Here is a 17,943-nt window from a genome sequence, read left to right on the forward strand (position 1 = left end):
AAGCGGACAAATCCAGCGATGGAAATGCCCGCTTTTTTCTCATCCCAAGGTCAGGCTGCAGGACGCTCCAGCCCCAGGTGTCCACGCAAAGTGCTGTGCTCATACTCATGGCGGAACAGGCCGCGTTTTTGCAGAACAGGTATCACCTGCTCAACAAAGTCTCGAATACCATTGGGCAAGGAAGGCGGCATCAGGTTAAAACCATCCGCGCCTTCATTGCGCCACCATTGCTCAATCTGATCAGCAATGGATTCTGGCGTTCCGACCATGGTGCAATGACCACCACCGGCAGCAATACGACCCAGCAATTGACGAACCGTTGGTTTTTCTATTTCAACAATGCGCAGCATGGTGGCATAACGCCCTTTGGGGCCCTTGAAGCTCTCCAAAGGAGGCAGTGGCGGTACCGGCGCATCCAGTTCCCAGTCCATGCAATCCTGACCGACGAACATACCCAACTGGCGCAAGGACGTCTCGGCGGGCAAGAGCTCATCCAGTTCCTGCTGTTTGCGACGCGCCTCTTCCATGGTAGAGCCCACATAGGTCACCAGGCCTGGCATCACGGGCACATCCACGCCCCGCCCCGTTTCCCGCACGCGTCGTTTGATGTCGCGGTAATAGGATTGGGCCGAGGGCAAGTCATACGCCACGGCATAAATCGCTTCAGCTTTGCGCGCGGCCAAATCCCGGCCTTGCTCAGAGGCACCGGCCTGAAACAGAACAGGCTGTCCTTGTGGTGAGCGCGGCAAGGTCAAGGGCCCATCGACCAGGAAGTGATCGCCCTTATGCAGGATCTGACGCACCTGATCTACCTTGGCATAATCGCCCTGCCTGTCCATCACCAAGGCACTGTCGCTCCAGGAGTCGAACAGCTTCAGCGAAGTCTCAACAAACTCTTCAGCCCGTGCATAGCGCCAGGCATGGTCGGGCATGGCTTCGTAGCCGTGATTACGTGCTTCCGAATCAAACATGGATGTCACCACGTTCCAGCCCATTCGCCCCTTGGACACATGATCCAGGGAGCACAACATGCGCGCTGCCACAAAAGGCGTGTAGAAAGTGCTGGAAACGGTGCTGATCAGGCCGATACGCTCGGTGGCTCGCGCCAGGGCGGCCATCATGGTCAAGGGTTCCAAAAACCAGCGCGGACCGTCAGACACGTTATCGCTGGATTGGCCATCGGCAAAGAATATGGCGTCCAGCTTGCCACGCTCGGCGATCTGGGTCAGTTCTTCGTAAAACCGGACATCGCCGAGGCGTTCTACCTGCGAATCGGGATGACGCCAGGCTGCTTTGTGATGCCCGCAGCCCATAATGAATAAATTGAAGTGCAGCTGCCTCATCCGTTTTTCACCAATCCACCGTCCACCACCAAATTCTGCCCAGTGACTGCCCGAGCCCACGGACCGGCAAAGAACAAAGCGGCATCGGCGAACTCCTCAGGCGTGGTCACACGGCGCAACGGTGTACTGGCCGCAATCAAGTCAAACACGGCCTCGGGCGTAGCCGCGGACGCATCGGTTGTACGCAGCAAACCGCCAGAAATCATGTTCACAGTAATCTGATCGGGCCCCAGATCGTGCGACAAGGTACGCGTCATGGACAACAACGCCGCCTTGGCGGCCGTGTAATCGTGATAGGGCACAACAGGGTTCTGGAACAGGTTCGTACCGATATTGATGATGCGACCAAAGCCCGCTTGCTTCATACCAGGCAATGCCGCCTGTGTGGTGTTCAAGGCACCGCCCACAATGCCTTCCAGTTGCTGGTTCAGTTGCGACCACGTCAGCGTATCGGCATGGGGACGAGCATCGCCGTTGAAAGAAAATTCAGGCAACGCGTTATTGACGACCGTAGTGATAGGCTGGCCAAAATGCGCCTGGGCCTTGGCAAACAAAGCTTGCACCGCCGCCGCCTCCGTCACGTCCGCTTGCACGGCCAGACATTGCTGCGGGAACTCATCCGCCAGCGCCTGAGCGGCTGCTTCACTTTTCAGGTAATTGATGACAACTTTCGCGCCCTGACGCGCAAACGCACGTACCAGGCAAGCCCCCAGGCCGCGTGCGCCGCCGGTGACCAGAACAAGTTGTTGGGAGAGTTCCGAGACGTGTTCCACAGACATGAGACTCCTTGCAAGAATTCGGCGAGGATGTCGGCCCGGTTCAGACGCAGGTCTATGGATTCGGACATCCCTTCGCCAGTATGAGCTGGATCAGGTTCGACGGGTTTTATCTCAGCCCTTTCCAAGAAGGACACCCCGTGCCGCAGCCAGACCATAGCATAAATTGGCCTAGACCGTATCATTGACATTTGAAAGAAGCTCTCCTACTCTTTGAACCTGTTCCTGGGGGAGTCCTTAACGGGCTGAGACTCCGCATTCAAGCGGTAACCCTTAGAACCTGATCCGGATCATGCCGGCGAAGGGAAAGGAAACGCGGCCTGGCAGCCTGCCCGCTCTTGTCTGTGCGGTGCATTCATCAGCTCACACGCCCCATTTCAATCCCTCCATTTTTCTGCGCCCTGCCCTGGCATCCCGCCAGCTTGGCCGGTTTGTGCCTGTTCAAACAGGTTTTTGGGGAGATCTCATGCTGGACCAAACCGCCACCCTCCTGTGGCTGATCGTTTTTTCTGCGGCTTTTGCTCTGGCCGGGGTGCTATACGCCCGCCACTACAAAAATTCTCTTGAAGACTTTGTGGTGGCTCGCAATAGTCAAAGTTCCGTCGCTACCATTCTGACTTTATTGGCTTCTTCGCTGGGCGCGTGGATCCTGTTCTCACCCGCGCAGGCCGCCACCTGGGGAGGATTGAGCGCCGTCATCGGCTATGCCCTCGGTTCCATGTCGCCCCGCCTGGCCATGATTCCGCTGGGCAAACGTATGCGCGAACTGCTGCCACGCGGCCACAGCCTGAGCGAGTTTGTCATTGCCCGCTACGGTCGCCCTATGTATGCGCTGACCCTGCTCATCATGTTGTTTTACATGTTCATCTCCATGACGGCTGAAATCACCGCCATGTCCAAGATGATTACCTTGATCGCCCCTATCCCCCTGTGGGTCACCGCCGGTATTGTGCTGCTGGCCACGCTGATCTACACGTCTTATGGCGGACTGCGCGCGTCCATCTTTACCGACAAGGTACAGATGCTTGTAATCCTGCCCATGCTGTTTCTGATCATCATGTTTGGTTGGCAAGCCGTAGGGGGTCCGGTGCAATTGTTTGACAGCGTGAAGCTGGAGGCGCCGCGCCTGATCGAGCTTGGCGACCCGGTCGGTATCAAGGCCGGGCTGACCTTCTTTGTGGCCATCTTGCTGACCGGCCTGTTTCACCAGGGCAACTGGCAGCGCATCTATGCCGCCAAAGACACGCAGTCCATGCGTCGCGGTTTTTTGCTCGGTGGCCTGTTTGTCGCCCCTTTCATCTTTTTGATGGGTTTATTTGGTCTGGCCTTTGTGGGCCTGGGCTCCACCGGTGACAGCTCCGTCGCCTTGTTCAACGTTATTTTGCCGCACGTACCGGTCTGGTTTCTGGTACTGCTGATTCCTTTGGGCCTGTCCTTGGTCATGAGCAGTGCCGATACCGCCATCAGTGCTGTTTCCAGCCTGATTGCGGTGGATCTGGGCCGGATCATGCCCCATCGCAATACCGCTCAAATGATGAGTCTGGCGCGGTCCCTGATCTGGGTTTGCTCCATCCCTGTGCTGTACGCGTCCTCGCAAGGTTTCAGTGTGCTGTACCTGTTCCTGCTGGCAGACTTGCTATGTTCGGCAGCCGCTTTCCCCGTGTTCTTTGGTTTGTATAGCCGCCGCTACGATGGCTTTACCGCCACCCTCAGCACCCTGGGCGGCCTGGTGGCCGGTCTGGCCGTGTTCCCACGCCCCAATGGCCCGATGGATTACTTGCTGGAATCCTTCTTGCTGGCCGCCATTGTGCCGGTGCTGATCAGCGTGTTAATCATGCCTCTGCGTCGCCATCTGCCCAAGTTCGATTTGGGCACCTTGGCCTCCTCCACACGCGTTCTGGACTAAATCCGAACACACTGGATTCAAGTTCAAAACAAAAACCCCGGTTTGTCAGTCGCAAACCGGGGTTTTGTTGTAAAGGCTTATTGGACGGGACTTTCAGGCTGTGTTTGAGGAGTTTGCACAATGATTTCAACCCGTCGATTCGTTGCACGTCCTTGCTGTGTCGCATTGTCCCCCAAGGGGCGTGTATCGGCATAACCGACCGCGCTCAAGCGCTGGCTGCCAATGCCATTGGCTTCCATGTAACGCACTACACTGCCCGCACGTGCACCGGACAGCTCCCAGTTGGAAGGGTAGCGATAGCTACGAATGGGCACCGAATCCGTATGGCCTTCAATCACAATCGGGTGGGTGGATTTTTGCAATACTTCAGCCAATTGACGTAGCACCGTCAAGCCCTCCAAGCCCAGATCCGCACCGCCCGAGTTGAACAGAATCTCGCTGTTGATACGGAAGCTCACAGACTGATCGTTCATGACCACATCAATGTTGTCACCCAAGCCATCCAGATCCAGACCGTGATTGCCTTTGCCTTGCCCCTCACCCAGGCCGGACTCGGGAAACAGGCCCGCGCCTGCGGGCAACAAACCGGCTCCGTCTTTGCCCGCTTGTGCAACGACCGTCGCACCTCCCTGCCCTTGCCCCTGCGCCGCCGTTTGTACCCGCTTGCCTGCAAAGGACAGCATCACAATCATCAAGACCAGCAACAAGGTCATCATATCCAGATAGGTGGTCAGCCAGGCCTCTTCCTCCTCGGGTACGGCCAGCCCCGGATCATTCCAGGGGCGGCTGCGACGGCGGCTGCCCAGATTGCTGGCCAGTTGCTGTTCGATCTTGGCTCCCCGGGCTTGTTCCAGCTCTTTTTGCAAGGTTTTCTGACGGTCAGCCAGTTCACCCAGGGTCAGGTCCTGCTCCATGTTTCCCATGGGATCAACCTCGCTCCGGAGCCGGGTCCGCGTCATCGTCGCGGCCACCCCGGTCATTGATCTCGTCCTGATACTGGGCCATGAAGGAATTGAGTGTTTCGCGCATCAAGGCCGGGCCACGGCGCTGGCTCATCATGGATACCCCTTGCATGATCATATTCATCAAAACCACGCGCTGCTCGGTACGGCGCTCCAGCTTCACGGCCACAGGCTTGAACACCAGATTGGAGAGCAGCACACCGTAAAACGTGGTCATCAAGGCCAGCGCCATTTGCTGACCAATAGAGGTAATGTCGCCATCGCCCAGCAAGAACATCAAATTAACCAGACCAATCAGCGTACCGACCATGCCGAAAGCAGGCGCGAAGCTGGCCATCAAACGGAAGAGTTGCGCTTCTGCATGCTCACGGGCACGCAAACGGCTGATGCGCCATTGCAAAAGATCTTCAATATCTTCTTGGGGAGCTCGGTCAATGACCAGTTGAACACCGGTTTTCAAAAACGGGTTGGCTACTTTTTCCAGCGCCTCTTCAACGGCACGAATATCACCCATCATCCACAAACGGGAAATATTGATCAGCTCATCCATATCCTGTTGGGTGTACAGGCGTTCGTTACGCAGCACCGTCCCGATCAGGCCAAAAATACGGACAACTTCGCTTAACGGGTAGCTGATAAACGTCGCCGCCAACGTACCTACCAGCACAACAGCTAAGCTGGGCAGGTCCACAAACAAGGCGGGGTTTTCTGCCGTAAAAAACAAGATCACGGCAAACAGCAGCACGCTGGCTACGATGCCGATCAGAGTAGAGGGGTTCATGCACAAGTCCTGGTTATGGCCCGATGGGCATCAGAACTACATATCGGCAGTACAGCGGGTTTCTTTAGGCTAGCACCTTGAGATAGATCAAACCCAAATGAAATTAAATCGTTTATTAGGAAGCGGCGCGGGCGCGTAAAGCTAACGCTGGTAATTCACCCGAATCGATGCCCGCACTCGAACCGCCTCGGTACTGCCCGCCCAGCTCCAGACCTCATGCACCAGCACAAAGCCAAGACGCGCATCCTGACCGGCAAATGCCCTGGTACTTAATACCGAACCGTTCATGTCCACACAGGAGCCACCTTGCAAACACAAACGGCTTTTCAGAATGGCGCGCCCATTGTGGTGATAACTGACTTCCACCTTGCCTATGCTTGAAGCCTGTGCTCGCACCGCCTCTGCAGGCAGGAAGTTTTGCTGGGTGCTGGGCGAGCTGGTGGTGATGGCATTGCTAAGCTGTTCCCCGTCCCAGGCCAAGGAAGCAGCATGACTGGCCAGCGGCAATGAAAGCAGGGCCATAGAAAGCAGGAATCGATTTAAAAAACTGTTTATAAAAACAGGTTTTTTATTATTTTGGACTTTCAGAAAAAACATAGACTGTGTTTTTATACAGATGAAAATAAGTTTCTTAATGATACCGCACAGACATCTTAAATTTTTTTTAACTTTGGGTCGTAAGATACTAATATAAAGAGGATTTTTTCTGGTAGCATAAACGCACAAATTCTATCCGCCCTTCTGTTTCTCGCCTACCGGGAACTGAAAAATGCCTCAAACCAGAACAAAAAAACTCATTCGACCTGCATTATGCGCTTTATTGTTAGCGCCATTTTCGATGTTGTCTGTCGCGCAGACGCTGGCGCTGGCCGAACCATCCGCATTGAATGACGCCAGCACGGCCATCAGCTACAACGTACCGCATCTGGTTTTTGAAAAAAACCTGCAACCCATCAGCTATAGCGAAAATGATAGCCGCCGTGCGCTCAATGCCCTCAAACACGACGCTCTCATCCAGCACGCCGCCCTGCGTTCGGAGATTGCCTTTGTACAAGATCTGGAGTCGTCCACCGTGCTGTATCAAAAAAACAGCGACGCTGTTCGGCCCATTGCGTCCATTACCAAGCTGATGACGGCCCTGGTCGTGGCTGAATCCGGTCTGCCTATGGATGAAATGCTGGAGATCATCGACGAAGATGTGGACCGCGTCAAACACTCCAGCTCGCGTCTTCGCGTTGGCTCCAAACTGAACCGGGCTGACATGATGCACTTGGCATTAATGTCCTCGGAAAACCGGGCTGCCCATGCCTTGGGCCGCAGCTACCCTGGCGGTCTGCCTGCTTTTGTGCGCGCCATGAATGACAAGGCACGTGCTTTGGGTATGCGCAACACACGTTTTGTGGAACCTACCGGCTTGTCCAGCGACAACGTGGCCAGCCCGCGTGACCTGGTCAAATTACTGACCGCCACCAGTCAACATGACCGTATCCAGCAGTACACCACGAACGATCAGTATTCCGTCCAGCCTGTGCGCGGCCGCCAACTGGTATTCAACAACACCAATCGTTTGGTGAAGAACGCCAACTGGGATATTCAAGTTTCCAAAACCGGCTTCATCAACGAAGCGGGGGAATGTCTGGTCATGCTGACCAAGATCGAAGATCGTGAAGTGGCTATTGTGCTGCTGAATTCCACGGGTCGTTACTCGCGTATTGGTGACGCCGTACGGATCCGCAATCTGGTTGAAAAGTCCAACGGACTGGCCATGCTTTAAGACGGCTCTTCGTGTCCCAACTCAAACTGCTTGAAGACTTCGTGACCCTGGCTCGTGCGGGCAGTTTTGTTCGAGCGGCAGAACAACGCCACGTCACGCATCCGGCATTTGGGCGCCGCATTCGGGCCTTGGAAGCATGGGTAGGAACGCCTTTGGTCGAGCGCAGCAGCTTGCCCGTTACGCTGACACCGGAAGGACAGGTGTTCTACAACACCGCCAACCAAGTGTTGGAACAATTAAACCGTGTCCGTCGGCAATTGCAGGCGTCGGATCAGGCCGGGCATGGCAGTTTACGAATTGCCACTGGCCGCAGCCTGGCGCGTACCCTGGTCACCGACTGGGTCAGCCGCCTGCAAAAAGGTAGCCATGCGCCTTTGTCGGCCCATGTGCCCATCGACATCAGCACCGGCATGATGGCCGATATGGCCAAGCTGCTCGCCCAAGGCAAAACAGACTTCCTGTGTTGTTATGAACACCCGGCCTTATCGATTGAGCTACTGGCCGAGCAAGTGACCTACATGACCATTGCCACTGACAAGCTCGTGCCCACCTGTCAGCGACGCAAAAACGGCATGCCTTTGTATGACCTCAATGCCGATAGCGGGCGCAGCATCCCGTTGATCTCGTATTCGGGCGGCTTGGCCATGGCCCGTATTCTGGGTGACAAGCTGCATCATTTTGCCTACCCCTTGGTCAGCACGGTACGTTGCGACTCGCTGGATACCGCAATGGGTTCGGTGCTCAAAGGCATGGGGGTCGCCTGGTTGCCCTTGTCCATGATTGCCAATGAATGTCGTCGCGGCACCTTGGTGCAATTGGGTGGCAAAGGCGATGAAATTGCCTTTGAGGTACGCCTGTACCGCTCCCGGGCTCCGCTCTCGGCGCTGGCCGAGTCTGTCTGGGCTTTTACCCAGCAGGGTCGTTGATCGTTCGGCTAATCGAAAAAGCACGGTCATGTGCCTTAATAGCACATCACAAATGACAGCAACGAACACAATAGCCGTTCATAACTAAGGATATACAGGCCCGCAGCGCCGCCCTGGCCGCTGCTCGGAAACCTATCCATCGAACGGGGAGCACATCATGTCTTTTTCCTTTTCCAAGCGCAGCTTGGTTCTTGGCATTCTGGGCGCCTGCAGCCTGCTGCAAGCCTCGGTCAGCCATGCCGACACTTATCCTGCGCGCCCCCTGACTCTGGTCGTGGGCTACCCCGCTGGCGGCAGTGTGGACTTGACCGCGCGCCTGCTGGCTGAAGAACTCAGCAGCCGCCTGGGTCAAAGTGTCGTCGTGGAAAATGCGGGCGGTGCCGGCGGCACCATTGGTGCCCAGCGCGTACAACGGGCCGCTGCCGACGGCTATACCTTGCTGCTCGGTTCCACCAACGAGATGATCATTGCGGGCATGATCAATAAAGCCGTACGTTACAACGGACAACAAGATTTCACGCCTATTGGCATGATTGCGTCCCAACCCTTGTTGCTGGCTGCCTCCACAAAATCCGGCATTCATTCTGCCGCAGATTATGCCCAAAAGCTGCGCGCTGCCGAACCGGAAGCCTTCAGTTTTGGCTCCTCGGGCGTCGGTACGACCTTGCACCTGGCCGGTGAAATGGTGAACGCTTCGACCGGCACCACCGCCATGCACGTGCCCTATCGCGGCGTACCTCCTCTGGTATCGGATTTGATGAGCGGGCAATTGGATACGGCTTACCTTGTACTGTCATCAGGTTTACAACAAGCTCGCGCCGGTGCCATTGTGCCTTTGGGCATTACCGAAACCAAGGCTTCTCCAGCCGCCCCGGAAATCCCGCCGCTGGCCGATACCCCCGGCTTTGAAAAGGTCGATATCAACGTCTGGTTTGGCTTGTATGGCCCCAAGGATTTGCCCGAGTCCGTCACCAGCACCTTGCGTCAAGCCCTGGACAGCAGTCTGCAATCGCCCACCTTGCAAGAGAAGATGCAGTCAAATGGAGCCACGCTCTACGCCCCCGGCATGAACGCGGCCGAGTTTCAGGCCAAAGAGGTCGACAAATACGCCCGTCTGGTCGAGTTGGCCAAACTGCAGGCCGAATAAAACACATGCGCCCTGGCTGACAGCCGGGGCGCTGGAGTCTTCACCATGCAATTTTCTCTTTCTTTGCCTGACATTCAAAAAGAGCGTCAGGGCAATACCGGTGTTCCTGGCCTGTGGTGTCTGGATTCAGGCAAGGCAGGCCGTACCGTCATGATCAGCGCCCTGATCCATGGCAACGAGCTGTGCGGCGCCTGGGCCTTGAAAGCCGTGCTGGCCAGCGGCATGCAGCCACGTCGCGGCAAACTGATTCTGGCCTTTTGCAATCTGGACGCCTTTGATCGCTTTGACCCTGCGCAGCACGACGCCAGCCGCTACGTGGACGAAGACATGAACCGCGTTTGGAGCGATCAAAAGCTGTCGCAAACACAGACACACGAACAACGACGCGCACGGGCCATCTTGCCTTGGCTGGAACAAGCCGACTGGTTGCTGGATCTGCACTCCATGCATGAACCCAGTGCCCCCTTGTTATTGACCGGCACCTTGGCGCGCAATATCGAGCTGGCGCAAACCCTGAGCGCCCCCGAGCATGTCATTGTGGATACGGGCCACAAGGACGGCGTACGCATGCGCGATTACGGCCGTTTTTCTGACCCGAATGCCGATGAGACCCGCTCCTTATTATTGGAATGTGGCTTTCATGGTGATCCAGATACACCTGCTATCGCATTGGACCTGATTGCCCGCTTTCTGATCGCCTCCGAGATTGTGCAAGAAGAGGATTTGCCTGCGGACTGGCGTCGAGCCTCGCCCGATCAGCAGCGCATTTTGCAAGTTACCCATGCCGTTGTCGCCCCTTCCATGAACGTCAGTTTCAGCCAAAACTGGCAAGGCCTGGAAACCTTGGCCAAAGCTGGCACCCAGATTGGGCAAACAGATGGCCAGCCCTTGCTGACGCCTTACGATCATTGCACGCTGGTCATGCCGTCACTACGCCAGCTACGCCCCGGTGTCACCGTCGTGCGCCTGGCACAAGACTACGCACCCTCTTGACGGGCCTTTCAAATACCGAGAAGAAAAGCGAAACTTGGCGGTACTTTGGCTACCAAAGCCTGCATAGCCATCCTACAATCGGCACATGTGCATCGCTTATATCGCCGTCGGAGTGAATGCGGATTGGCCGCTGATTATTGCCACCAATCGTGACGAATATCATGCTCGCCCCAGCCAGCCGGCTCAGCCCTGGCAAAACGAGTCCCAGATTCTGGCGGGTCGAGACCTGCAAGCCGGAGGTACTTGGCTGGGCCTGACGCAAAGCCGTGGACGTCTGGCCCTGCTAACCAATTACCGCGAAGCACCGGGCAGCAAAAACCGCAAGCACCGTTCGCGCGGCGAGCTGATTCCTCAGTTCCTGGTCGATGAGCGCAGTCCCGCCGAGTATCTGGAACAGTTAGCCCGGGAAGGGGCTGACTACGCAGGCTTCAATCTCTTTGTTCTGGAGTGGCCTGACACACAACAACCGTTACGTCTGGGCTATTACAGCAATCGCCACCCCAGCGGCCGTCCGCATCGGCTGGAACCGGGCGTGCATATTCTAAGCAATGCCTGGCTCAATACGCCTTGGCCCAAAAGCCTGTTCCTGAAAGAAACTCTGCAGGCGCAGCATTTTGATGGCTCGCCGCAAGCGGTAGAAGGTTTGTTCCAGGGCTTGCGCAATCAAGAAGTGGCCGCCGACAGTGACTTGCCCCAAACCGGTCTGAGCCTTGAGCACGAACGCTTGTTAAGCAGCCCGTTTATTGTCAGCCCCGATTACGGCACCCGCTGCACCACCGTCATTACTATTCATCAGCATGGGCACGGGATGCTACGTGAACGCAGTTTCAATTCGCTCGCTGAACCCATCCGTCAGCATGACTGGCCTTTTTTATGGCCCAGCTTTCATCCTGACAGCCAGCCTGCCCCCTCTCATAACAGCAACAGAGCCACTAATGGCCCGCTTAGTCTTCCCACTTCAAGCAAGGAAATCTCATGAGTCCTCGTCTTTCTTTGATCGGCATTGCCATGTCGCTGGCCTTATTGAGCAGTCCCATCGCGCATTCCCAGGAACTGCCGCCCAGCCAGTACTACGGATCAACCGAATACATTAGCGGCGGAATAGGCAGCGATGAAGCCCAGTTATTCCGCATGGTGCGCGGCACCTTCCCCTTATCCGTCAACTTCTCGGCGCATCAGGGCGAGCGCGTCGGCTATATTTCCGACGTGCAACTGGTCATCCGCAACAGCGGCGACCAAACTGTACTGAACAGTCTGATCGATGGCCCCTACTGCCTGATTCGCCTTGCGCCCGGCAATTACAAGGTGTTTGCCACGTACCAGGGTCAAACCCAGGAGCGCCAGGCCAGCATTGTGGACGGTCAGTCCCGTGAGCTGAACTTCATCTGGAAGTAGGATAGTTACGCTGATAGGTATCCAGGCCCATGGCCTGGATCTGCTCTTCGATCAACTGCTCGAAAGGCCGTAACAAAGGCCTGAAATCTCGCTCTGGCTCCATAATCTGCATCAACCGGACAATCGCTTCCAAGGTAGACACGGCCTGAGGGTCGGGCGCTTTACGCAGCCTGTAGCGTGACGCTTCCCCGTCAGGCAGCATCCAATACGGCAGGGTTTGCAAGACCGGATTACGATGCAAAATCAAGCGCGCCTTGCGCCAGGTGCCATCGGGCACCACGATCAAATCCGGTTTTTCTTCTGGGCCTGTTGAACCCGCTACCTTGGCTTGCGGCCCCGGAAACAGCAAGACAGGGCGATGCGCCTGTGCCAGACGCGCCCCCAGCTCTTCAAACTGCTCCCCCACCCATAACTCTGTCCCTTTCAATCCCAAATACGCCAGACGTGCGGTATTGAGCGCATGCCGCGCTTCGGACGGATGCTGCAAAATCAGAACCGGGCACGCCGCTTCTAGCGAGGGAATCAAGGGACACAAGCAGCGAGCCAATGGCCGCTGGCACTGTGCGCAACGGCCTGGGCGGGAGAGAAGGGAAGCGTTCATGCGAGAGAGTCAAACAGAAGGTCACAGTATATAAAAGTTCTGCCTTGAAACCGACTCCTGGTTTGCTGACAAACAAATTTACTGTATATTTATACAGCAATCAGGAGCACACCTATGGCAAGCGCACTTCGTTCCCTTTTAGACCTCCATCCCTCCCTGTGGACGGGCAAGCATTATGCGCATGCCGCAGGTTCTTGCCTGTCCAGCGGCTTTGACGCTCTGGATGCTGAATTACCAGGAGGAGGCTGGCCTATCGGCAGCCTGATCGAGCTGCAAGCACCACAGGACAGCAGTGCCTTATCCTTATTACTGCCAGCCTTGAACACCCTGCCTGCAGAACGATTGCGTATTTTAGTTGCGCCGCCCTATCAGCCCATGCAACAACGATGGCGCGGCACCTCTGCCACGACGGGACAAAGCGCTACATCAGAAAACGCGTTAGCCGCCCGCTTGATCTGGATACGCAGCCAACACCTGAACGACACCTTGTGGGCCAGCGCCCAGGCCTTACGTCACGGCCATTGCGCTGCCGTATTAAGTTGGTTGCCTGCTCACGTGCCTTTCGCCTCCTTGCGCCAGTTGCAACTCTTAGCCAACCAAAGCGACAGCCTGTTTTTTTGTTTGCGTCCGGCACACAGTCAGGCCAACAGCCCAGCCCTTTTACGTCTGGATCTTCAGACCCGACAAGACCAACAAGGACAGCCTTGGTTGGATGTCCATATTCGCAAACGTCGGGGCCCACCTTGCAAGGACAGCATTGCCTTAGCGCCCCACCACATCTTGATGCCGCCAACGGCCATTCCGTCTCATGTACCTATGCCTGCGACTGCCCCAGAGCCTGCTTACGCCTGAGGCCAATCCCGAGCAGCAGGACGGTATCCAAGCGGTTTTGCTGCGCTACAGCCCTCAACTGGCACAGGTTCAAACCCATTTATGGGTACTGAATATCCGTGCCAGCATCCGGCTGTTTGGTGGCTTACGCCGTCTGTATCAACAGGTTCGGGCTGATTTGTCCCCTCTTGTCCCCCAGCCCTGTCTGGCCCTGGCGCCGACTGCCCGCGCCGCCTGCTTGCTGGCTTTGTCCAACCACAAGCAGCGCCGTTGCGTCCGCCGTTTACCAGCCTGCTTGAACCCGCTTCCTATCCACTTGCTGGCCCCACCCGCTGACCAGTTGCAGTGGCTGCATAGTCTGGGCTGCCATACCCTGGGCCAGTTACATCAACTTCCCCGTGATGGCCTGTCCCAGCGTGGGTTGCGCGCCCTACTTTTGCAATTGGACCAAGCCTATGGCACACAAAGCTGGGCCTTGGAATGGGTGCATACGGCCCCGCAATTTACACGCAAACAGGAGATGGATGCCCCGTCCAATCACAAACCCACCATCTTGCGGGCGTTAAACCGCCTGTTGATCCAACTGGAGGCCTGGCTAAATCAATATCAACTGGCCTGCGGACGTCTGGAACTGGTACTGCATACGGAACGATACAAGGACTACCCCACCGCCACCCGCCTAGAATTACAGATGGCCCGCTCCTGCTGGCGCAGCCAGGACTTTCTGCCAGTATGGCAAGAACAGTTCCAGCCACTGCAATTGCAGGCGGCTGTGCAAAGCCTGGTGCTGCAGGCTCAACAACTGCATCCTCGCCAAACTCATGCCAGCGGCTTGTTTCCCGATGCACGCCATTGGCAAGAGCAAGACCAGCAACTTCTGGAGCGTTTACAAGCCAGGTTGGGGGCTGAACAGATTTTGATGCCTGCCGCCCAAGCCAGCTATTTGCCTGAACAAGCGAATCAATGGCTGTCCTTGTCCAGCAGTCAGCCCCCCAAGACCAGTCATCCAACTTTGCAACGTCCTTGCTGGATGCTGGACCCGGCTCAGCCTTTACAACACGATCAGCAATCCCCGCTTCTGGATAATCAGCGCCTACGCCTGGTTCAAGGCCCGGAACGGGTACAGACAGGCTGGTGGAGCGGCTCCGGACATCAGCAACGGGACTACTTTATCGCCTTGTGTCCGCAAGGACGCTTGTATTGGGTTTATCGGGACTTGAGCCAGGAACATGCCTGGTACCTGCACGGAGTCTTTGGATGAAATCCCATATAGACCTGCTGTACTCAGAGCTGGACTGCCTGTCCAACTACAGCTTTCTGAATGGTGCGTCCCACCCCGAAGAGCTGGTCAGCCGAGCCGCCGAGCTAGGTTACAAGGCGCTGGCCTTATGCGATTACGCCTCCATGGCCGGTGTGGTACGCGCCTATGCGCAGGCCAAGCTGCATCCGGAAATTCGCCTGCTGGTGGGAAGCCGATTCTGCTTTACAGGCGTATGGGAACCGGCAAACCCACCAAACACCCATTCCACAAACATAACTGGCGACGCTACTCAGGCCCATGAGCTGCTGATTTTGCCGCGCAACAAAGAGGGCTATGGCAATCTCTGCCAATTCATCTCACACGTGCACCAGTCTCTGGACTTAAAACAGCAAGCCTCGATTGACTGGTCTTTTTTGCAGCAAGCCCGTCAAGGCTCACAACAACACGTTTTGCCGGACTGTCTGGTCATTTACAAACCCGCTTATGGCTTGGATAGCGAGCACATCCACCTTCACACACAGCGGCTGTTGGAGCTGTTTGCAGGCCGCCTGTTTTTAGGCATCAGTCTGCATAGACGCGATCAGGACATGCAGCACTTACGTGCCGTCAGGCTGGCAGCGCAGGAGTCTGGCGTACCTTGTGCCGCTTTGGGAGGCGTTCATATGCATGTGCGCTCTCGCCAACCATTGCACGATACCTTGGCTGCCATACGCCTGAAAACGCCCGTGCAGGAATGCGGTTGGTCCTTGGCCGGTAATGCCGAGCATCATTTACGCAGTCGCTTCCAACTGGCCAATCTCTACCCCGCCGAACTGCGTGAGACCACCGATCACATCCAGGCGCTGTGTCAGTTCTGTTTAAGCGAAATCAAGTACGAGTACCCGGTCGAGATTGTGCCTCCTGGCCTCAGTGGCATTGAATATCTGCGACAGGAAACCGAGCGTGGTGTCCAAAGACGCTATCCCAAAGGGATCAGCGACCATTTGCGCATGCGTCTGGAGCAAGAGCTGAGCCTGATTGCAGACCTGGGCTACGAGTCCTACTTTCTGACCTTACACGACATCGTCAGCTATGCGCGCAGCCAGGGAATCTTGTGCCAGGGCCGAGGCTCGGCCGCCAACTCGGCCGTATGCTATTGCCTGGGCATTACCGAAGTCGACCCTGCCAGCAGCCACACCTTATTTGCTCGCTTCATTAGCCGGGCGCGAGCGGAACCGCCCGATATTGATGTGGACTTCGAGCACCAGCGCCGCGAAGAAGTCATTCAGTACATTTACCGCAAATATGGCCGACAACGGGCCGCCTTAACCGCAGTCATCACCACCTATAGACGCCGTAGTGCCTTGCGCGATACCGGCAAGGCACTGAGCATTCCTCAACCCCTGGTCGAGGCCTTGATTCAATGTGACCGCGCCTGGCTTAACGACACCCGCATTCAGGATGAGGTCTTTGCGCGCTTTCCTCAATGCCCACCCGAACAAGCACATCAATGGCTGTCCTTGACCCGCCAGCTCATGGGCTTTCCGCGTCATCTGTCCCAGCATCCAGGCGGGTTTGTGATTTCACAAACGCCCTTGCACAGGCTGGTGCCGATTCAAAACGCAGCCATGCCGGGGCGCAGCGTTGTGCAATGGGACAAGGACGATCTGGATGTGCTGGGCTTGCTGAAAGTCGACATCCTGGCTTTGGGCATGTTGAGCGCCTTGCGCCGTTGCCTGGACAGTATCAGCCAACAAAAAGGCAAACCGTTCCACTTGCAGGACATTCCTTTGCAAAGCGCCAAAACCTTTCGCATGATACGACGGGCCGACACCATCGGCGTGTTCCAGATCGAGTCCCGCGCCCAGATGAGCATGTTGCCGCGTCTGCGGCCCACGTGTTTTTACGACTTGGTCGTGCAAGTGGCCATTGTGCGCCCCGGCCCCATTCAGGGTGGCATGGTGCATCCTTATCTGGAGCGTCGCCGCGACCACCGCAAAGTCGACTACCCCGCCCCCGAAATTCGCCATGTGCTGGCACGTACCTTGGGCGTACCTATTTTTCAGGAACAGGCTATGGAGCTGGCCATGGAGGCGGCAGGTTTCTCGGCAGATAAGGCCGATGCTTTGCGACGAGCCATGGCCGCCTGGCCTCGTCGTGGTGGCCTGGGGCCTTTTGAGCAGGAGCTGCTCGATGGCATGGCCGCCAAAGGCTATGATCCCGAATTTTCCCAGCGCCTGTTCGACCAGATCAGCGGTTTTGGGGAATACGGCTTTCCGGAAAGCCACTCGGCCAGCTTCGCCAAACTGGCCTGGTTCAGCGCCTATCTGAAAGCACGTTACCCGGATCACTTTCTGGCTGCCTTGCTGAACTCCCAACCCATGGGCTTTTACGGCCCCAGCCAGTTAGTCCAGGACGCGCGTCGTCATGGCGTACAGGTCTTGCCCATTGATGTGCAATACAGCCTGTACGACAGCCATGTCTGCTCCAAGCCTGGCAGCCCACGCCAGGTACGTCTGGGCTTGCACATGGTCAAGGGTTTGAGCGAACAAGGGGCGCATGCCATCGTCAGTTACCGGCAAAGCCACCCGGAACGTCTGCTGAATCTGGCCTGCTTGCGCCAGGAGCTGGCTCTGTCAGCTCACGATCAACAAGCGTTGGCCCAGGCCCATGCCTTGCGCAGTGCCTATAGTCAACGCCGCCACAGCGTTTGGGATGCCCGACGTCCCAGCCAGGCAGGATTGCTGAGCCATGCTGAAACGCCGGATCACACCCCGGATCTGCCGCGCGCCACTGCGGGACTGGAGGTATTAAGCGACTATCAAGCCGTGGGCTTGAGCCTGAACCACCACCCTTTGTCCCTGCTACGCACACAGTTGGCCCCCTTGCGATTCTCAACGGCAGAACAGCTTAATCAAACCTGCCCGGATCGGCGTCTGGCACGGGCTTGTGGGTTGGTCACCACTCGTCAACGCCCCGGCACCGCGAAAGGCACCGTGTTTGTGACGCTGGAAGATGAAACCGGCAGTGTCAATGTCATCGTGCGCGAAGAACTGGCCCAGGAGCAATCCCAGGCCTTGCTTCAATCTCGTCTGCTGGGGGTCTATGGTATCTGGCAGCGCGATGGCAGCGTTTGCCATTTGATTGCCCGCCGTTTGGTATCCATGAATCATCTGATTGGTCATCTGCTTGCACGCAGTCGAGATTTTCAATAATCGGATTTTTCCCCACCTCACCCTGCGTTAAACTATGGCTTTGCCCGTTCAAC

16 protein-coding genes and 2 riboswitches are annotated in these 17,943 nt (G+C 56.6%); of the genes, 10 read left to right on the top strand and 6 right to left on the bottom strand.

Going from position 1 to position 17,943, the window contains the following annotated elements:
* Positions 1 to 50: 50 nt before the first annotated feature.
* Positions 51 to 1,343: an LLM class flavin-dependent oxidoreductase gene (locus AB7E06_RS12765; protein WP_108727463.1), complete on the bottom strand. Its 1,293-nt coding sequence runs from the start codon at positions 1,341 to 1,343 to the stop codon at positions 51 to 53.
* On the bottom strand, positions 1,340 to 2,122 hold the full coding sequence (locus AB7E06_RS12770) for a 3-oxoacyl-ACP reductase (RefSeq protein ID WP_094196646.1): 783 nt from the start codon (positions 2,120 to 2,122) through the stop codon (positions 1,340 to 1,342). The genes AB7E06_RS12765 and AB7E06_RS12770 overlap by 4 nt, the downstream gene beginning before the upstream one ends.
* Before the next feature lie 50 nt (positions 2,123 to 2,172).
* Positions 2,173 to 2,270: riboswitch (TPP riboswitch) on the bottom strand.
* A gap of 66 nt (positions 2,271 to 2,336) precedes the next feature.
* A riboswitch (TPP riboswitch) is annotated at positions 2,337 to 2,444 on the top strand.
* Between the two features lie 141 nt (positions 2,445 to 2,585).
* On the opposite strand from AB7E06_RS12770, the gene AB7E06_RS12775 reads away from it, so the two are divergent.
* Entirely contained in the window at positions 2,586 to 4,025 is a 1,440-nt protein-coding gene (locus AB7E06_RS12775; RefSeq protein ID WP_094198340.1) for a sodium:solute symporter family protein, read from the top strand.
* A 77-nt stretch (positions 4,026 to 4,102) separates the two neighbouring features.
* On the opposite strand, the gene AB7E06_RS12780 is transcribed toward AB7E06_RS12775, so the two are convergent.
* From AB7E06_RS12780 to AB7E06_RS12790, 3 genes are all read right to left on the bottom strand, one after another.
* Positions 4,103 to 4,948, bottom strand: a complete 846-nt coding sequence (locus tag AB7E06_RS12780; protein WP_427957203.1) for an OmpA/MotB family protein — start codon at positions 4,946 to 4,948, stop codon at positions 4,103 to 4,105.
* A 4-nt stretch (positions 4,949 to 4,952) separates the two neighbouring features.
* Positions 4,953 to 5,768, bottom strand: coding sequence for a motility protein A (locus tag AB7E06_RS12785; RefSeq protein WP_009454185.1), 816 nt, complete (start codon positions 5,766 to 5,768; stop codon positions 4,953 to 4,955).
* A 141-nt stretch (positions 5,769 to 5,909) separates the two neighbouring features.
* The gene (locus tag AB7E06_RS12790) at positions 5,910 to 6,290 is read right to left on the bottom strand and encodes a flagellar protein FlhE (protein ID WP_427957205.1); all 381 of its coding nucleotides are present in this window, start codon (positions 6,288 to 6,290) and stop codon (positions 5,910 to 5,912) included.
* Positions 6,291 to 6,537: 247 nt separating this feature from the next.
* Here AB7E06_RS12790 and pbpG point away from each other — a divergent pair, with 247 nt between their 5' ends.
* The 6 genes from pbpG (at position 6,538) to AB7E06_RS12820 (ending at position 12,003) form a co-directional block, all read left to right on the top strand.
* Positions 6,538 to 7,542, top strand: coding sequence for a D-alanyl-D-alanine endopeptidase (gene pbpG / locus AB7E06_RS12795; RefSeq protein ID WP_230018230.1), 1,005 nt, complete (start codon positions 6,538 to 6,540; stop codon positions 7,540 to 7,542).
* Between the two features lie 11 nt (positions 7,543 to 7,553).
* On the top strand, positions 7,554 to 8,468 hold the full coding sequence (locus AB7E06_RS12800) for a LysR family transcriptional regulator (protein WP_094196643.1): 915 nt from the start codon (positions 7,554 to 7,556) through the stop codon (positions 8,466 to 8,468).
* A gap of 157 nt (positions 8,469 to 8,625) precedes the next feature.
* Positions 8,626 to 9,615: a Bug family tripartite tricarboxylate transporter substrate binding protein gene (locus tag AB7E06_RS12805; protein WP_427957208.1), complete on the top strand. Its 990-nt coding sequence runs from the start codon at positions 8,626 to 8,628 to the stop codon at positions 9,613 to 9,615.
* A 45-nt stretch (positions 9,616 to 9,660) separates the two neighbouring features.
* Positions 9,661 to 10,608, top strand: a complete 948-nt coding sequence (locus AB7E06_RS12810) for a succinylglutamate desuccinylase/aspartoacylase domain-containing protein (protein WP_230018234.1) — start codon at positions 9,661 to 9,663, stop codon at positions 10,606 to 10,608.
* An 85-nt stretch (positions 10,609 to 10,693) separates the two neighbouring features.
* The gene (locus tag AB7E06_RS12815) at positions 10,694 to 11,587 is read left to right on the top strand and encodes an NRDE family protein (protein ID WP_427957210.1); all 894 of its coding nucleotides are present in this window, start codon (positions 10,694 to 10,696) and stop codon (positions 11,585 to 11,587) included.
* Complete coding sequence (locus AB7E06_RS12820) at positions 11,584 to 12,003, top strand: carboxypeptidase-like regulatory domain-containing protein (protein ID WP_108727457.1); 420 nt, start codon at positions 11,584 to 11,586, stop codon at positions 12,001 to 12,003. The genes AB7E06_RS12815 and AB7E06_RS12820 overlap by 4 nt, the downstream gene beginning before the upstream one ends.
* Here AB7E06_RS12820 and AB7E06_RS12825 read toward each other — a convergent pair.
* Positions 11,990 to 12,604, bottom strand: a complete 615-nt coding sequence (locus AB7E06_RS12825) for a tRNA-uridine aminocarboxypropyltransferase (RefSeq protein WP_094196638.1) — start codon at positions 12,602 to 12,604, stop codon at positions 11,990 to 11,992. The two genes, AB7E06_RS12820 and AB7E06_RS12825, sit on opposite strands and share 14 nt — an antisense overlap.
* A 114-nt stretch (positions 12,605 to 12,718) precedes the next feature.
* On the opposite strand from AB7E06_RS12825, the gene imuA reads away from it, so the two are divergent.
* The 3 genes from imuA to AB7E06_RS12840 are packed head-to-tail and all read left to right on the top strand — an operon-like array spanning position 12,719 to position 17,890.
* A complete protein-coding gene (gene imuA / locus AB7E06_RS12830; protein WP_108727456.1) occupies positions 12,719 to 13,456 on the top strand; it encodes a translesion DNA synthesis-associated protein ImuA in 738 nt (245 codons plus the stop codon).
* The gene (locus AB7E06_RS12835; protein ID WP_108727455.1) at positions 13,413 to 14,696 is read left to right on the top strand and encodes a Y-family DNA polymerase; all 1,284 of its coding nucleotides are present in this window, start codon (positions 13,413 to 13,415) and stop codon (positions 14,694 to 14,696) included. Before imuA ends, AB7E06_RS12835 begins: the two co-directional genes overlap by 44 nt.
* Positions 14,693 to 17,890 (top strand): error-prone DNA polymerase, encoded by a 3,198-nt coding sequence (locus tag AB7E06_RS12840; RefSeq protein WP_427957213.1) that lies wholly within the window; start codon positions 14,693 to 14,695, stop codon positions 17,888 to 17,890. Before AB7E06_RS12835 ends, AB7E06_RS12840 begins: the two co-directional genes overlap by 4 nt.
* Positions 17,891 to 17,943 lie beyond the last annotated feature (53 nt).

This window comes from Alcaligenes sp., assembly GCF_050255915.1.
Taxonomy (GTDB): domain Bacteria; phylum Pseudomonadota; class Gammaproteobacteria; order Burkholderiales; family Burkholderiaceae_B; genus Alcaligenes; species Alcaligenes aquatilis.

Bases quoted from the DNA above. Each gene is read 5' to 3' on its own strand.
- AB7E06_RS12835 (WP_108727455.1), top strand. From the start codon at position 13,413: ATGTACCTATGCCTGCGACTGCCCCAGAGCCTGCTTACGCCTGAGGCC.
- AB7E06_RS12785 (WP_009454185.1), bottom strand. From the start codon at position 5,768: ATGAACCCCTCTACTCTGATCGGCATCGTAGCCAGCGTGCTGCTGTTT.
- AB7E06_RS12820 (WP_108727457.1), top strand. From the start codon at position 11,584: ATGAGTCCTCGTCTTTCTTTGATCGGCATTGCCATGTCGCTGGCCTTA.
- AB7E06_RS12780 (WP_427957203.1), bottom strand. From the start codon at position 4,948: ATGGGAAACATGGAGCAGGACCTGACCCTGGGTGAACTGGCTGACCGT.
- AB7E06_RS12840 (WP_427957213.1), top strand. From the start codon at position 14,693: ATGAAATCCCATATAGACCTGCTGTACTCAGAGCTGGACTGCCTGTCC.
- AB7E06_RS12825 (WP_094196638.1), bottom strand. From the start codon at position 12,604: ATGAACGCTTCCCTTCTCTCCCGCCCAGGCCGTTGCGCACAGTGCCAG.
- AB7E06_RS12790 (WP_427957205.1), bottom strand. From the start codon at position 6,290: ATGGCCCTGCTTTCATTGCCGCTGGCCAGTCATGCTGCTTCCTTGGCC.
- pbpG (WP_230018230.1), top strand. From the start codon at position 6,538: ATGCCTCAAACCAGAACAAAAAAACTCATTCGACCTGCATTATGCGCT.
- AB7E06_RS12810 (WP_230018234.1), top strand. From the start codon at position 9,661: ATGCAATTTTCTCTTTCTTTGCCTGACATTCAAAAAGAGCGTCAGGGC.
- AB7E06_RS12765 (WP_108727463.1), bottom strand. From the start codon at position 1,343: ATGAGGCAGCTGCACTTCAATTTATTCATTATGGGCTGCGGGCATCAC.
- AB7E06_RS12770 (WP_094196646.1), bottom strand. From the start codon at position 2,122: ATGTCTGTGGAACACGTCTCGGAACTCTCCCAACAACTTGTTCTGGTC.
- AB7E06_RS12805 (WP_427957208.1), top strand. From the start codon at position 8,626: ATGTCTTTTTCCTTTTCCAAGCGCAGCTTGGTTCTTGGCATTCTGGGC.
- imuA (WP_108727456.1), top strand. From the start codon at position 12,719: ATGGCAAGCGCACTTCGTTCCCTTTTAGACCTCCATCCCTCCCTGTGG.
- AB7E06_RS12775 (WP_094198340.1), top strand. From the start codon at position 2,586: ATGCTGGACCAAACCGCCACCCTCCTGTGGCTGATCGTTTTTTCTGCG.
- AB7E06_RS12815 (WP_427957210.1), top strand. From the start codon at position 10,694: ATGTGCATCGCTTATATCGCCGTCGGAGTGAATGCGGATTGGCCGCTG.